Here is a 14,829-nt window from a genome sequence, read left to right as displayed (position 1 = left end):
GCAGCCTGCGTTATATAAAAATTCTTGGCTGAGTTATCGGCATTTTACGGAATAATCTGAGTGAAAAATGCCTACTAATACTTGTAGTTATGTGAAAAGAGGAGATTGATGGGGAAAGAGGCAAAAAAAAGCAGCCCGCAGGCTGCCTTATCGTAAACTGGCGAAACTTACTTTTTCTTCGCTTTCGGGTTCGGCAGGTCGGTGATGCTACCTTCGAACACTTCAGCCGCCAGACCGACGGACTCATGCAGCGTCGGGTGCGCGTGAATGGTCAGCGCGATATCTTCCGCATCGCAGCCCATTTCGATAGCCAGACCGATTTCACCCAGCAGCTCACCGCCGTTGGTGCCGACAATCGCGCCACCAATAACACGGTGCGTCTCTTTGTCGAAAATCAGTTTGGTCATACCGTCAGCGCAGTCAGAAGCGATAGCACGGCCAGAAGCTGCCCACGGGAAGGTGGCGGTTTCGTAGCTGATGCCTTTCTCTTTCGCTTCTTTCTCGGTCAGACCCACCCATGCAACTTCCGGCTCGGTGTAGGCGATAGACGGGATAACTTTCGGATCGAAGTAGTGTTTTTTACCGGCGATAACTTCAGCGGCCACGTGGCCTTCATGCACACCTTTGTGCGCCAGCATCGGCTGACCGACGATATCGCCGATAGCGAAGATGTGCGGCACGTTGGTGCGCAGCTGTTTATCAACACGGATAAAGCCACGGTCATCCACTTCCACGCCTGCTTTGCCAGCGTCGAGGTTTTTACCGTTCGGCACACGACCGATAGCCACCAGCACGGCGTCATAACGCTGCGCTTCAGCAGGGGCTTTTTTGCCTTCCATGGAAACGTAAATGCCGTCTTCTTTCGCTTCAACGGCGGTCACTTTGGTTTCCAGCATCAGGTTGAATTTCTTACCGATGCGTTTGGTGAAGACTTTCACGATGTCTTTGTCAGCAGCCGGGATAACCTGGTCGAACATTTCAACCACATCAATCTCTGAACCCAGCGCATGGTACACAGTACCCATTTCCAGACCGATGATACCGCCACCCATAACCAGCAGGCGTTTTGGTACAGATTTCAGCTCCAGAGCGTCGGTAGAATCCCATACGCGCGGATCTTCATGCGGAATGAACGGCAGTTGGATCGGACGGGAACCCGCCGCGATGATAGCGTTGTCGAAGTTGATCACGGTTTTGCCGTTTTCGCCTTCCACTTCCAGGGTGTTCGCCCCGGTGAATTTACCCAGACCGTTAACCACTTTCACTTTACGGCCTTTGGCCATACCCGCCAGACCGCCGGTCAGCTGAGTGATAACTTTCTCTTTCCAGGTACGAATCTTGTCGATATCGGTTTTCGGTTCGCCGAAGACGATACCGTGTTCAGCCAGCGCTTTGGCTTCTTCGATAACTTTTGCAACGTGCAGCAGCGCTTTAGAAGGGATACAACCCACGTTCAGACAAACACCGCCGAGAGTGTTGTAACGTTCAACGATGACGGTTTCCAGGCCTAAATCAGCGCAACGGAAGGCAGCAGAGTAACCTGCCGGGCCTGCCCCAAGTACCACGACCTGAGTTTTGATTTCAGTACTCATCATGACCTCTTATTGATTTCCGGCGGTCAGGGGTACTTCATGTCGCCCTTCATCCACCGGGACGTTCTATCCGCCCGCAGTTTACAAAATTGTTAACAATTTTGAAACAACAAACGGCAAACGATTTGTCCTTTTGCCCCTGATAACCCCAACAGCCTTATGAGATTACCAGAAAAAAGCCGGCCGTCAGGCCGGCTTCTTCGATTACATCACCAGACGGCGAATGTCAGACAGCATGTTGTTGATGATGGTGATAAAGCGCGCACCATCAGCACCGTCAATCACACGGTGGTCGAAGGAGAGCGAAATCGGCATCATCAGACGCGGTACGAACTCTTTACCGTTCCAGACCGGCTCCATTGCAGATTTGGAGACGCCCAGGATAGCCACTTCCGGCGCGTTAACAATCGGTGCGAAGTGGGTAGTCCCCAGGCCGCCGATGCTGGAGATGGTGAAGCAACCGCCCTGCATTTCGCCAGCGGTCAGCTTACCGTCACGCGCTTTCTTGGAAATCACGGTCAGTTCGCGAGACAGCTCGGTAATGCTCTTCTTGTTCACGTCTTTAAAGACCGGAACAACCAGGCCGTTCGGAGTATCTACCGCGACACCGATGTTGATGTATTTCTTCAGCGTCAGACGCTGCGCATCTTCAGACAGCGAGCTGTTGAAGCGTGGCATTTGCTCAAGCGCGGCAGCGACGGCTTTCATGATGAAGACAACCGGGGTGAATTTCACATCCAGTTTACGCTTCTCAGCTTCGGCGTTCTGCTGTTTACGGAACGCTTCCAGATCGGTGATATCGGTTTTGTCGAAGTGCGTAACGTGCGGGATCATCACCCAGTTACGGCTCAGGTTAGCACCAGAGATTTTCTGGATACGGCCCAGTTCCACTTCTTCGATTTCGCCGAACTTGCTGAAGTCCACTTTCGGCCACGGCAGCAGACCCGGCAGAGAACCGCCAGTTGCGCCAGCAGCAGGTGCGGATTCCGCACGTTTCACCGCGTCTTTCACGTAAGCCTGAACATCTTCGCGCAGGATACGGCCTTTACGACCGGTGCCTTTCACTTTCGCCAGGTTAACGCCGAATTCGCGCGCCAGGCGGCGGATCAGTGGGGTAGCGTGGACGTAAGCATCGTTTTCCGCGAAGTCAGACTTACCTTCTGTTTTCGCAGCAGGGGCCGCAGCAGGTTTAGCAGCCTGAGCCGGGGCAGCAGCAGATGACGGAGCAGCAGCGGCAGCCGGAGCGGCGGCAGGCGCAGCGCCTTCCACTTCGAATACCATGATCAGCGAGCCAGTGGAGACTTTGTCGCCCACATTCACTTTCAGCTCTTTAACAACACCGGCGAACGGTGCCGGGACTTCCATAGAAGCTTTGTCGCCTTCTACGGTGATCAGAGACTGTTCAGCGGAGACTTTGTCGCCCACTTTCACCAGCACTTCGGTGACTTCAACTTCGTCGCCGCCGATATCCGGTACGTTGACCTCTTTCGGGCCAGCCGCAGCTGCCGGTGCGCTCGCCGCAGCCGGAGCGGCTGCCTGAGCCGGAGCCGCAGCAGGTGCAGCACCCGCCACTTCAAAGACCATGATCAGCGAGCCGGTAGAGACTTTGTCGCCAGTGTTGATTTTGATCTCTTTCACGGTGCCTGCGAACGGCGCCGGAACTTCCATAGAGGCTTTATCGCCCTCTACAGTGATCAGAGATTGTTCTGCCGCAACGGTGTCGCCCACTTTCACCAGGATTTCGGTGACTTCAACTTCGTCACCGCCGATGTCAGGCACGTTCACTTCTTTTGCTGCCGCAGCTGCTGGTGCAGCAGCTGCCGGAGCGGCCTCTTTCTTCTCTTCTGCCGGAGCAGGTGCAGCGGCTGCTGCACCATCGGCGGAATCGAAAATCATGATCAGTTTGCCCGTCTCGGTTTTGTCGCCAACAGAGACTTTGATCTCTTTAACAACGCCAGCCTGCGGAGACGGAACTTCCATAGAGGCTTTGTCGCCTTCTACGGTGATCAGCGACTGTTCAGCGGAAACGGTGTCGCCTACTTTGACCAGAATCTCGGTGATTTCAACTTCATCAGACCCGATGTCCGGTACTTTGATTTCGATAGCCATTATCTCTTTACCTCTTACGCCAGACGCGGGTTAACTTTTTCTGCATCGATGTTGAACTTGGTGATTGCTTCTGCCACCACTTTCTTGTCGATTTCGCCACGTTTAGCCAGTTCGCCCAGTGCTGCTACCACCACGTAAGAAGCATCAACTTCGAAGTGGTGACGCAGGTTTTCACGGCTGTCGGAGCGACCGAAGCCATCGGTACCCAGTACGCGGTAATCATCAGCCGGTACGTAAGTACGAACCTGCTCGGCGAACAGTTTCATATAGTCAGTTGATGCCACAGCCGGTGCGTCGTTCATCACCTGAGCGATGTACGGAACGCGCGGCGTTTCCAGCGGGTGCAGCATGTTCCAGCGCTCACAATCCTGGCCATCACGCGCCAGTTCAGTGAAGGAGGTGACGCTGTACACGTCAGAGCCCACGCCGTAGTCGTTCGCCAGGATCTGCGCTGCTTCACGCACGTGACGCAGGATAGAACCAGAGCCCAGCAGCTGAACTTTACCTTTGCTACCGGCAACGGTTTCGAGTTTGTAGATACCTTTACGGATACCTTCCTCGGCGCCTTCCGGCATCGCCGGCATGTGGTAGTTTTCGTTCAGCGTGGTGATGTAGTAGTAAACGTTCTCTTGTTTCTCGCCGTACATACGGGTCAGACCGTCATGCATGATGACTGCCACTTCGTACGCATAAGACGGGTCGTAAGAGATACAGTTCGGGATAGTCAGCGACTGAATGTGGCTGTGACCATCTTCGTGCTGCAGACCTTCGCCGTTCAGCGTAGTACGACCGGAAGTACCACCTACCAGGAAGCCGCGAGCCTGCTGGTCGCCAGCCTGCCAGCACAGGTCGCCGATACGCTGGAACCCGAACATGGAGTAGTAGATGTAGAACGGGATCATCGGCAGGTTGTTGGTGCTGTAAGAGGTCGCAGCCGCCAGCCAGGATGCGCCAGCACCCAGTTCGTTGATACCTTCCTGCAGGATCTGACCTTTCTCGTCTTCTTTGTAGTAAGCAACCTGCTCACGGTCCTGCGGGGTGTACTGCTGGCCGTTCGGGCTGTAAATACCAATCTGACGGAACAGACCTTCCATACCGAAAGTACGCGCTTCGTCGGCGATAATCGGAACCAGGCGATCTTTGATCGACTTGTTCTTCAGCATCACGTTCAGGGCACGAACGAAAGCGATAGTGGTGGAGATCTCTTTGTTCTGCTCTTCCAGCAGCTGAGAGAAGTCTTCCAGCGCAGGCAGATCCAGTTTTTCGGTGAAGTTCGGCTGACGAGACGGCAGGTAGCCTTTCAGCGCCTGGCGACGTTCGTGCAGGTATTTGTGCTCTTCAGAACCTTCCGGGAAGGTGATGTAAGAGAGGTTTTCAACCTGCTCATCGGTAACCGGAACATTGAAACGATCGCGGATATAACGCACGCCGTCCATGTTCATTTTCTTAACCTGGTGAGCGATGTTTTTACCTTCTGCGGTATCGCCCATGCCGTAACCTTTGATGGTGTGGGCCAGGATAACAGTCGCTTTACCTTTGGTTTCACGCGCTTTTTTCAATGCCGCGTAAACTTTCTTCGGATCGTGGCCGCCACGGTTCAGTGCCCAGATCTGCTCATCAGTCCAGTCTGCAACCAGCGCTGCGGTTTCCGGGTACTTACCGAAGAAGTGCTCACGAACGTACGCGCCATCTTTGGATTTGAAGGTCTGGTAGTCGCCGTCAACGGTTTCGTTCATCAGCTGGATCAGTTTACCGCTGGTATCTTTACGCAGCAGTTCATCCCAACGACCGCCCCACATCACCTTAATAACGTTCCAGCCAGCACCTGCGAAGATGCCTTCCAGTTCGTTGATGATTTTGCCGTTACCGGTTACCGGGCCATCCAGACGCTGCAGGTTACAGTTGATGATGAAGCACAGGTTATCCAGTTTCTCACGGGTGGCGATGGTGATAGCGCCTTTGGATTCCGGCTCATCCATCTCACCGTCGCCCAGGAATGCGTAAACGGTTTGTTCAGAGGTATCTTTCAGACCACGGTGTTCCAGATATTTCAGGAATTTCGCCTGATAGATCGCACCAATCGGGCCCAGGCCCATGGATACGGTCGGGAACTGCCAGAATTCCGGCATCAGTTTCGGGTGCGGATAAGAGGAGAGGCCTTTACCGTGAACTTCCTGACGGAAGTTGTTCATCTGCTCTTCAGTCAGACGACCTTCCAGGAATGCACGTGCGTAGATGCCCGGAGAGATGTGGCCCTGGAAGTACACCAGATCGCCGCCGTCTTTCTCGTTACGCGCGCGGAAGAAGTGGTTGAAGCAAACTTCATAAACGGTCGCGGAAGACTGGAAGGACGCCATGTGGCCGCCCAGCTCAAGGTCTTTTTTGGACGCGCGCAGAACCGTCATGATGGCGTTCCAGCGGATAGCTGAACGAATGCGGCGTTCCAGTTCCAGATTGCCCGGGTATTCCGGTTCATCTTCAACGGCAATAGTGTTTACATAGTTGCTCGCCCCTGTGCCAGCTGCCACTTTCACACCGCCTTTGCGGGCTTCAGAAAGGAGCTGGTCAATCAGATACTGAGCACGCTCAACACCTTCTTCACGGATGACCGATTCGATCGCCTGTTGCCAGTCGCGAGTTTCGATCGGATCCACGTCATTTTGGAAACGTTCTGACATGGGGGGTATTCCTTATCTATCTAATACGTTGATTTGTCTGGAACCTGTCCCATTGCATTCTCATGCCTTTTCGTTCAAACCACAAAAGTGCAATAAGACAGGTTCTGCGTTTAGTTGCCGCGCTCTAAAGTTTGGCGCTGGTGTTACAACTCTTCCGGTACAACCTGCACCAGAAAATCTTAATTCTTTCTCTGCTCTAACCGGCGAAGCGAGCGTTCACGACGGCTCTGCTCACGGCTACGGTCCAGCAAAATCTCTTCAATAAACGCCAGGTGGCGGTGTGACGCTTCACGCGCCTCTTCCGGCTTCCCGGCCATGATCGCTGCGAAAATACTTGAGCGATGATTGCTGACAAGTGGCAGCATTTCGCGGCGCGCGTACAGCAATTCAAAGTTCTGACGGACGTTTTGCGCCAACATGGGCTCCATGCAGCGTAGCAGATGAAGCAGCACCACATTATGTGCCGCCTCGGTTACGGCTATTTGATACTGCACGACGGCACTGGATTCCGCGTCCAAATCCCCGGACTGCTGCGCCCGCTCAATGGCCTGGTGCAGCTCGCTGATCCGCACTTTGTCTTCATCGGTGCTGCGCAGCGCTGCGTAATATGCAGCGATACCTTCCAGCGCGTGGCGGGTTTCAAGCAGGTCAAACTGGGATTCGGGATGATCGGCCAGAAGCTCAACCAGCGGATCGCTGAAGCTTTGCCACAGGCTGCTTTGGACAAAAGTACCGCCACCCTGGCGACGAAGGAGCAGACCTTTCGCTTCGAGGCGCTGAATGGCCTCGCGCAGTGAAGGACGAGAAACATCGAACTGTTTGGCCAGCTCGCGTTCTGGAGGCAGTTTCTCGCCGGGACGCAACGTACCTTCGAGAATCAAAAACTCCAGTTGCTGCTCAATCACATCGGAAAGTTTTGGTTGGCGGATTTTGCTGTAGGCCATTGTTCCCTGTCTCTACCACTCGCCCGGAGTAAATTGGTCTTACCAATTTCATGTTCTTGACGCTAAAGTAACAAAGTATTCACCTTCTGTCCATACAGGTTTTGATTGAAATCAGGAAACCACGCACATTTTAACAATGTTACAGAAATAGCGTTTCAAAGATGTAACCTTGCACAAATGCCTCGTTTACCACGAAAGAGGCAGTTTTAACTTTCCTGAAACGCCAATTAAGGCATATGAACCGATTCAGTTGATGAATATATGAATGGTTATTCTTTTAATATGCATAAAACAAAGAAATAAGCTCATTGAGGAGGTAGATGGGGTACGCAGAAACGGTTTCTTTTTTATCCGCTCGTCATCAGAGTTTCATAAAGCAGATGCATTCCCGCGCACTTATCACTATTCTGAGCCCTATGAAAGGGATTGACGAAAAAACACGTCGACATTTCGTAAACTAAAAAATACAAAAAACGGAATTTATTTATTACACGCAAACCGCAGCGTACAAATAACAACCACACACGAGGTTTCATAATGGAAGGTCAACAGCACGGCGATCAGCTAAAGCGCGGCCTTAAGAACCGCCACATTCAGCTTATCGCGCTGGGTGGCGCTATTGGGACTGGCCTGTTTCTGGGCAGCGCATCCGTCATTCAATCTGCCGGTCCGGGGATAATCCTGGGTTATGCCATTGCCGGTTTTATCGCGTTTCTCATCATGCGCCAGCTTGGCGAAATGGTGGTTGAAGAGCCGGTAGCAGGTTCATTCAGCCACTTCGCTTACAAATATTGGGGCAACTTTGCAGGCTTTGCTTCCGGCTGGAACTACTGGGTGCTGTACGTGCTGGTGGCGATGGCGGAGCTCACCGCCGTCGGAAAATATGTTCAGTTCTGGTGGCCAGAAATTCCAACCTGGGTCTCCGCCGCCGTGTTCTTTGTCATTATCAACGCCATCAACCTGACCAACGTGAAAGTGTTTGGTGAGATGGAGTTCTGGTTCGCCATTATTAAGGTTTTCGCGGTTGTCGCGATGATCGTCTTTGGCGGCTGGCTGCTGTTTAGCGGTAGCGCGGGTCCGCAGGCCACCGTGCGTAACCTGTGGGATCAGGGCGGCTTCCTGCCGCACGGCATTGGTGGGCTGGTGATGATGATGGCGATCATCATGTTCTCCTTCGGTGGTCTGGAGCTGGTGGGGATCACCGCCGCAGAAGCCGATAACCCGGAACAAAGCATTCCGAAAGCCACCAACCAGGTTATCTACCGCATTCTGATTTTCTATGTGGGTTCGCTGGCCGTGCTGCTCTCCCTGCTGCCGTGGACGCGTGTTACGGCTGACACCAGCCCGTTTGTGCTGATCTTCCATGAACTGGGCGACTCGTTTGTGGCCAATGCGTTGAACATTGTGGTGCTGACTGCCGCGCTGTCGGTTTATAACAGCTGCGTGTACTGCAACAGCCGTATGCTGTTCGGTCTGGCGAAACAGGGCAACGCGCCGAAAATGCTGCAACAAGTGGATAAACGCGGCGTGCCGGTGAACACCATTATCACCTCTGCGCTGTTTACCGCGCTGTGCGTGCTAATTAACTACTTCGCACCGGAATCCGCGTTTGGTCTGCTGATGGCACTGGTGGTTTCCGCGCTGGTGATCAACTGGGCGATGATTAGCCTGGCGCACATGCGTTTTCGCCGCGCCAGGCAGCAGCAAGGGGTTACGCCGCGCTTCCCGGCGCTGTTCTACCCGCTGGGTAACTGGATCTGCCTGATCTTTATGGCTGCGGTACTGGTGATCATGCTGATGACAGATGGCATGGCGATCTCGGTTTACCTGATCCCGGTGTGGATCGCCATCCTTGGCGTCGGCTACCTGCTGAAGCAAAAAAACGCCAATGCCGTGAAAGCGAATTAATCCTTACCCGTTCTGCCCTCTCCCGCCCGGGAGAGGGTTGTTATCACTGTGTTATCTTCCTCACACTTTCCTTTACATAGCCATTTTGTCCATCTCTGCGGCCTGATCCTGCTACGCAAACAAAAATTTACAGGCGAATACTTCATGCCATATCTCAAAGGGAGAACCGGCAATGGATAACAACAAACTGTCTGTTAAAGAAAAGATTGGCTATGGCATGGGCGACGCGGGATGCAATATCATCTTTGGCGCTATCATGCTGTTTGTTAACTATTTCTATACTGATATCTTCGGCCTCGCACCTGCGCTGGTCGGGGTATTACTGCTGTCGATTCGCGTGATTGATGCGGTGACCGACCCGCTGATGGGAGCGCTCGCTGACAGGACACAAAGCAAATATGGTCGTTTTCGCCCATGGCTGTTGTGGATAGCCGTACCTTACGCCGTCTTCAGCGTGCTGATGTTTACCACGCCGGAATGGACGTATAGCAGCAAAGTTATCTATGCCTTTATCACCTATTTCCTGTTGTCGCTGACCTATACCGCGATCAATATCCCTTACTGCTCATTGGGCGGTGTGATCACCAACGACCCGAAAGAGCGTGTCGCCTGCCAGTCGTATCGCTTTGTGATGGTCGGTATTGCAACCCTGCTGCTGTCGCTCACATTGCTGCCGATGGCCGAGTGGTTCGGCGGTGCGGATAAAGCCAAAGGCTATCAGATGGCGATGACGGTGCTGGCATTTATCGGCATGTGTATGTTCCTGTTCTGTTTTGCCACCGTGCGCGAACGTATCCGCCCGGCGGTGCCAACCAATGATGATCTGAAGAAAGACTTCAAAGATGTGTGGAAAAACGATCAGTGGGTACGCATTCTGCTGCTGACGCTCTGCAACGTTTGCCCGGGTTTTATCCGCATGGCTGCCACCATGTATTACGTCACCTGGGTGATGGGGGAAAGCACCCATTTCGCGACGATGTTTATCAGCCTTGGCGTTGTCGGCATGATGCTCGGCAGTATGCTGGCAAAAGTGCTGACCGACCGCTGGTGTAAGCTGAAAGTGTTCTTCTGGACCAATATCGTGCTGGCGTTCTTCTCCTGCGCCTTTTACTTCTTTGACCCGCACGCCACGGTGCTGATTGTGGTGCTCTACTTCCTGCTGAACATTCTGCATCAGATCCCTTCCCCGCTGCACTGGTCGCTGATGGCAGATGTCGATGATTATGGCGAGTGGAAAACCGGCAAACGCATTACCGGTATTAGTTTCTCTGGCAACCTGTTCTTCCTGAAAGTGGGGCTGGCAGTTGCCGGGGCGATGGTCGGTTTCCTGCTCTCCTGGTATGGCTATGACGCGGGAGCCAAACAGCAAAGCGCCAGCGCCATTAACGGCATCATGCTGCTGTTTACCATTATTCCAGGCGTAGGATATCTGATCACCGCAGGCGTGGTGCGCTTGCTGAAAGTTGACCGTGAACTGATGAAACAGATCCAGGCGGATCTGGAAAAACGCCGCATCAACTACCATGAACTGACCGAAAATCAGCACCTACCGGCGGGCGATAACGTAAGGAATGCATAATGAACAACTGGCCGAACCCGTTTATTGAACAGCGCGCCGACCCGTTTATCCTGCACCATCAGGGCGAGTACTACTTCGTTGCCTCGGTGCCGGAATATGACCGGCTGGAGATTCGCCGCGCCAGTACGCTGGAAGGCCTGCGGGGAGCCGAGGGCGTGGTAGTCTGGCGCAAACCGCAAAGCGGGCCGATGAGCGAACTCATCTGGGCACCGGAACTGCACCACATTGATGGCAAATGGTATCTCTACTTTGCCGCGACCTGGACCAAGGCGCTGGATGCGCTGAATATGTTCCAGCACCGCATGTTTGTGCTGGAGTGTGCCGATGCCGATCCGCTCAGCGGTCGCTGGGTCGAAAAAGGCCAGGTAACAACCCCTTTCGATACGTTTGCACTCGATGCCACCACGTTCGAACACCAGGGAAAACGCTGGTATCTGTGGGCACAAAAAGCGCCGGATATTGCCGGTAACTCCAATCTCTACCTGGCGGAAATGGAGAATCCGTGGACGCTGAAAGGCGAACCGGTAATGTTAAGCAAACCGGAGTTTGACTGGGAGTGTCGTGGTTTTCTGGTCAATGAAGGCCCGGCGGTATTGTTCCACGGCGATAAACTCTTTGTGAGTTATTCCGCCAGCGCCACCGACGAAAACTACTGTATGGGCTTGTTGTGGATTGATATCAACGCCAACCCGCAGGATGCGGCGAACTGGCATAAATCGCCGCAACCGGTGTTTAAAACCAGTTATGAAAACTGCCAGTACGGCCCGGGGCATAACAGCTTTACGCAAACGCCGGAAGGGGAAGATGTGCTGGTCTACCACGCACGGAACTACACCGAAATTGAAGGCGATCCGCTTTACGATCCCAATCGCCATACCCGCCTGAAAACAATCCGCTGGCAAGAAAACGGGATGCCCGATTTCGGCATCCCGGCGGCAGATAATCAGTGATACTGCGGCACGCGGTTAAATCAGCGTGCCGTAAATCGTTAACAGCGCCACCACGACCACCAGCACCAGCGACGTTTTCTTCGCCATTGAGACAGCGGCTTTCGGCGTTTCGACTTTATCGGTATGCGGCTCGCGCGCCAGCGAAAACTGCGCAAGACGCGTCAGCACCTGGTATTGCGAAGTATGGCGATCGCCCAACGATGCAAACCAGGCCGGCAGCGCTTTTTCACCGTGCCCGACCAGCGCATAGACCACACCCGCCAGGCGCACCGGTACCCAATCCAGCAGATGCAAAATCGCGTCAATGCCCGACTGTTGACGCTCGTTTGGCGTTTTGTATCGCGCCAGCCAGTATTGCCACGCACGCAATGACGCGTAACCGACCAGCAACACGGGCCCCCACGACGCACCGACGATAAACCAGAACATTGGCGCGAGATAAAAACGGAAGTTGATCCATACCAGCGCGTTTTGCAGCTCACGCAGAAACTCGCGCTCATCGCAGCCAGGCGGCACACCGTGGATCAGCGTCAGCTCATTGGCCATTGCCGTGTGGGCATGCGCGTCATTGCGCGCCGCCGCTTTCAGATAGGCGTGATAATGCAGCCGCACTTTACCCGCACCGATACACAACACGCCGAGCAAAATCCACACCACCAGCAGCGGCACATTGAAAAATAGCCCATACAATGCACGCAAAATCAGGAAGGTAACCAGCATCGCCAGCGCGGTCATCAGCAACGTTCTGAACATGGAGTAGTGTTTTACCCGCCGGAACAGCACTTCCATCCGATGATCCAGTTGCCAGTGCTCGCCCAGTTTAAACAGCCGTTCTGCTGCTAATACCAGCAACAGAGTGAATAACGTCATGGCATCTCCTTTTCTGACATACCGGCAACCAACGCACGGAATCTTGCCCAATCAAAAGCCGGCCCGGGATCGGTCTTGCGTTCGGGGGCGATATCGCTATGCCCGGTCATATTGTCGGCAATCGACGGGTAAAGCTCAATCACCGTTCGTGTCACTGCCGCCAGTTGGCGGTATTGCGCATCGGTATAAGGCAGATGATCGGTGCCTTCAAGCTCGATACCAATGGAAAAATCGTTACAGCGTTCCCGCCCATGATACGAAGAGACACCCGCATGCCAGGCGCGTTTATCGAAAGGCACATACTGCACAATTTCGCCGTCGCGGCGAATCAGGCAGTGCGCGGAAACACGCAGATGAACAATCTCTTCGAAGAAGGGATCGGCGCTGGCATCCAGCGTGCCGGTGAACAGCGCGTCTATCCAGGGGCCGCCAAATTTGCCGGGTGGCAAGCTAATATTATGTACCACCAGCAATGAAGGCTGTTCATCGTCCGGGCGGCAATCAAAATGGGGAGACGGCACATGCCGCGCCTCGACCAGCCAGCCCTTGCGTAACTGCATAAGGAACTCCTTATAGAGGATGGTGCTGAAACACGCTTCAGAGTAGCATGTTTGCACTGTGTCCCGTAATGGCGTTGCCAGCAGGACATCACCTAACTTTGTGATTCGTTACCCTTTTTGGAGTTTATCATGCCGCCTCGCCGCTATAACCCCGATCACCGACGTGACGCGCTGCTCGAACGCATCGAGCTGGATATCCCCGCCGCAGTGGCTCAGGCGCTACGTGAAGACCTGGGTGGAGAAATCGATGCAAATAACGACATTACCGCGCAATTGTTACCGCCAGAGAACCGCTCTCATGCGGTGATCATCACCCGTGAAGACGGCGTATTCTGCGGCAAGCGCTGGGTTGAAGAGGTTTTTATTCAACTGGCGGGCGATGACGTTGCTATCACCTGGCATGTCGCGGATGGTGACGCAATTCGCGCCGACCAACCGCTATTCGAGCTTGAAGGCCCCTCGCGCGTGTTGCTGACCGGCGAACGTACCGCGCTCAATTTTGTCCAGACACTTTCCGGTGTCGCCAGCGAAGTGCGCCGCTATGTGGATCTGCTCAGCGGTACCAAAACACAACTGCTGGATACCCGCAAAACGCTGCCAGGGCTGCGTACCGCGCTGAAATACGCGGTGCTGTGCGGCGGCGGCGCGAACCACCGGCTTGGCCTTTCCGATGCATTTCTGATTAAAGAGAACCATATTATCGCCGCGGGTTCTGTACGTAAGGCCGTTGAACAAGCCTTCTGGATGCATCCGGATGTGCCGGTTGAAGTCGAGGTGGAATCGCTGGAAGAGCTGGATGACGCCCTGAAAGCCGGAGCGGATATCATCATGCTGGATAACTTCGCCACCGAACAAATGCGCGAAGCCGTGAAGCGTACCCACGGTCAGGCGCGGCTGGAAGTTTCCGGCAACGTGACGCAGGAAACCCTGCGCGAATACGCCGAAACCGGGGTTGATTACATCTCGGTCGGTGCGCTCACCAAACATGTTCGTGCGCTCGACCTGTCAATGCGCTTTCGCTAGTCCTCGCTCTTGAACGGGCCGCTGGCCCGTTTTTTTTGCGTGTTATCTCGCACTTTTTTGTTGTGGACTGCAATTTCATCAACAACGCTGGAAGCCTTTTTCCCACTCTTATTTTTACGCCTCGCCAGACAGTCCAGGGGCTGACAGAGTAGCGGCTCAAAACAAGGAGCCGTTGATGAACAGACAACAAGGATTCACCTTAATTGAACTGATGGTGGTTATCGGCATCATTGCGATTTTGAGCGCTATCGGTATTCCCGCCTACCAAAACTACCTGCGTAAAGCCGCACTAACCGACATGCTGCAAGCCTATGTTCCCTATCGCACCGCAATCGAGTTATGTGCGCTTGAGCGCGGTGGCTTAGAAACCTGCGACGCCAGTAGTAATGGCATTCCTGCCCCGACAACCACGCGATATGTTTCTGCCATGAGCGTTGCAAAAGGTATCGTCACGCTGACCGGACAAGAAAGTCTTAATGGGCTTAGCGTGGTCATGACACCGCAGTGGAACAGTGCAGAAGGCATGCAGGGTTGGACGCGCACTTGTAATACGCAAGCGGATAGCGCACTGCAGCAGGCTTGCGAAGATGTTTTCCGTACCGGACGCTAAGGAGCA

11 protein-coding genes are annotated in these 14,829 nt (G+C 53.9%); 5 read left to right on the top strand and 6 right to left on the bottom strand.

The annotated features are described in order from the left end of the window. Nucleotides 1–167: 167 nt before the first annotated feature. The 4 genes from lpdA to pdhR all read right to left on the bottom strand — a co-directional run bounded on the left by lpdA (nt 168) and on the right by pdhR (nt 7,323). Entirely contained in the window at nt 168–1,592 is a 1,425-nt protein-coding gene (gene lpdA / locus ACFX4U_RS15270) for a dihydrolipoyl dehydrogenase (RefSeq protein WP_025263731.1), read from the bottom strand. A 204-nt stretch (nt 1,593–1,796) separates the two neighbouring features. Further along, nucleotides 1,797–3,701 (bottom strand): pyruvate dehydrogenase complex dihydrolipoyllysine-residue acetyltransferase, encoded by a 1,905-nt coding sequence (gene aceF / locus ACFX4U_RS15265; protein ID WP_313511216.1) that lies wholly within the window; start codon nt 3,699–3,701, stop codon nt 1,797–1,799. A gap of 14 nt (nt 3,702–3,715) precedes the next feature. Next, the gene (gene aceE / locus ACFX4U_RS15260) at nt 3,716–6,379 is read right to left on the bottom strand and encodes a pyruvate dehydrogenase (acetyl-transferring), homodimeric type (protein ID WP_200552642.1); all 2,664 of its coding nucleotides are present in this window, start codon (nt 6,377–6,379) and stop codon (nt 3,716–3,718) included. Nucleotides 6,380–6,558: 179 nt separating this feature from the next. After that, a complete protein-coding gene (gene pdhR / locus ACFX4U_RS15255) occupies nt 6,559–7,323 on the bottom strand; it encodes a pyruvate dehydrogenase complex transcriptional repressor PdhR (RefSeq protein WP_313510084.1) in 765 nt (254 codons plus the stop codon). Between the two features lie 534 nt (nt 7,324–7,857). On the opposite strand from pdhR, the gene aroP reads away from it, so the two are divergent. The 3 genes from aroP to ACFX4U_RS15240 all read left to right on the top strand — a co-directional run bounded on the left by aroP (nt 7,858) and on the right by ACFX4U_RS15240 (nt 11,760). Continuing rightward, nucleotides 7,858–9,231: an aromatic amino acid transporter AroP gene (aroP, locus tag ACFX4U_RS15250; RefSeq protein ID WP_313510090.1), complete on the top strand. Its 1,374-nt coding sequence runs from the start codon at nt 7,858–7,860 to the stop codon at nt 9,229–9,231. A 172-nt stretch (nt 9,232–9,403) separates the two neighbouring features. After that, the gene (locus tag ACFX4U_RS15245) at nt 9,404–10,810 is read left to right on the top strand and encodes an MFS transporter (protein WP_313510081.1); all 1,407 of its coding nucleotides are present in this window, start codon (nt 9,404–9,406) and stop codon (nt 10,808–10,810) included. Beyond that, nucleotides 10,810–11,760, top strand: coding sequence for a family 43 glycosylhydrolase (locus tag ACFX4U_RS15240; RefSeq protein WP_313510078.1), 951 nt, complete (start codon nt 10,810–10,812; stop codon nt 11,758–11,760). The genes ACFX4U_RS15245 and ACFX4U_RS15240 overlap by 1 nt, the downstream gene beginning before the upstream one ends. Before the next feature lie 15 nt (nt 11,761–11,775). Here ACFX4U_RS15240 and ampE read toward each other — a convergent pair whose 3' ends face one another. Beyond that, entirely contained in the window at nt 11,776–12,630 is an 855-nt protein-coding gene (gene ampE, locus ACFX4U_RS15235; RefSeq protein ID WP_193821797.1) for a beta-lactamase regulator AmpE, read from the bottom strand. After that, entirely contained in the window at nt 12,627–13,190 is a 564-nt protein-coding gene (ampD, locus tag ACFX4U_RS15230) for a 1,6-anhydro-N-acetylmuramyl-L-alanine amidase AmpD (RefSeq protein WP_020456562.1), read from the bottom strand. Before ampD ends, ampE begins: the two co-directional genes overlap by 4 nt. Nucleotides 13,191–13,319: 129 nt before the next feature. Between ampD and nadC the strand changes: the two genes are divergently transcribed. Beyond that, nucleotides 13,320–14,213 carry a carboxylating nicotinate-nucleotide diphosphorylase gene (gene nadC, locus ACFX4U_RS15225; protein WP_313510074.1) on the top strand — a complete coding sequence of 298 codons (894 nt, stop codon included), beginning with the start codon at nt 13,320–13,322 and terminating at the stop codon, nt 14,211–14,213. A gap of 175 nt (nt 14,214–14,388) precedes the next feature. Then, nucleotides 14,389–14,823 (top strand): prepilin peptidase-dependent pilin, encoded by a 435-nt coding sequence (gene ppdD / locus ACFX4U_RS15220; RefSeq protein WP_017457943.1) that lies wholly within the window; start codon nt 14,389–14,391, stop codon nt 14,821–14,823. Nucleotides 14,824–14,829: the final 6 nt, after the last annotated feature.

Source organism: Kosakonia sp. YIM B13588 (genome assembly GCF_042788165.1).
Classification (GTDB): Bacteria; Pseudomonadota; Gammaproteobacteria; order Enterobacterales; family Enterobacteriaceae; genus Kosakonia; species Kosakonia sacchari.
Note: the sequence above shows the minus strand (reverse complement) of the source record. Positions and strands in the feature narration are given on the sequence as shown.

Bases quoted from the DNA above. Each gene is read 5' to 3' on its own strand.
- ampD (WP_020456562.1), bottom strand. From the start codon at position 13,190: ATGCAGTTACGCAAGGGCTGGCTGGTCGAGGCGCGGCATGTGCCGTCT.
- ACFX4U_RS15240 (WP_313510078.1), top strand. From the start codon at position 10,810: ATGAACAACTGGCCGAACCCGTTTATTGAACAGCGCGCCGACCCGTTT.
- ppdD (WP_017457943.1), top strand. From the start codon at position 14,389: ATGAACAGACAACAAGGATTCACCTTAATTGAACTGATGGTGGTTATC.
- pdhR (WP_313510084.1), bottom strand. From the start codon at position 7,323: ATGGCCTACAGCAAAATCCGCCAACCAAAACTTTCCGATGTGATTGAG.
- aceE (WP_200552642.1), bottom strand. From the start codon at position 6,379: ATGTCAGAACGTTTCCAAAATGACGTGGATCCGATCGAAACTCGCGAC.
- ampE (WP_193821797.1), bottom strand. From the start codon at position 12,630: ATGACGTTATTCACTCTGTTGCTGGTATTAGCAGCAGAACGGCTGTTT.
- aceF (WP_313511216.1), bottom strand. From the start codon at position 3,701: ATGGCTATCGAAATCAAAGTACCGGACATCGGGTCTGATGAAGTTGAA.
- lpdA (WP_025263731.1), bottom strand. From the start codon at position 1,592: ATGAGTACTGAAATCAAAACTCAGGTCGTGGTACTTGGGGCAGGCCCG.
- ACFX4U_RS15245 (WP_313510081.1), top strand. From the start codon at position 9,404: ATGGATAACAACAAACTGTCTGTTAAAGAAAAGATTGGCTATGGCATG.
- nadC (WP_313510074.1), top strand. From the start codon at position 13,320: ATGCCGCCTCGCCGCTATAACCCCGATCACCGACGTGACGCGCTGCTC.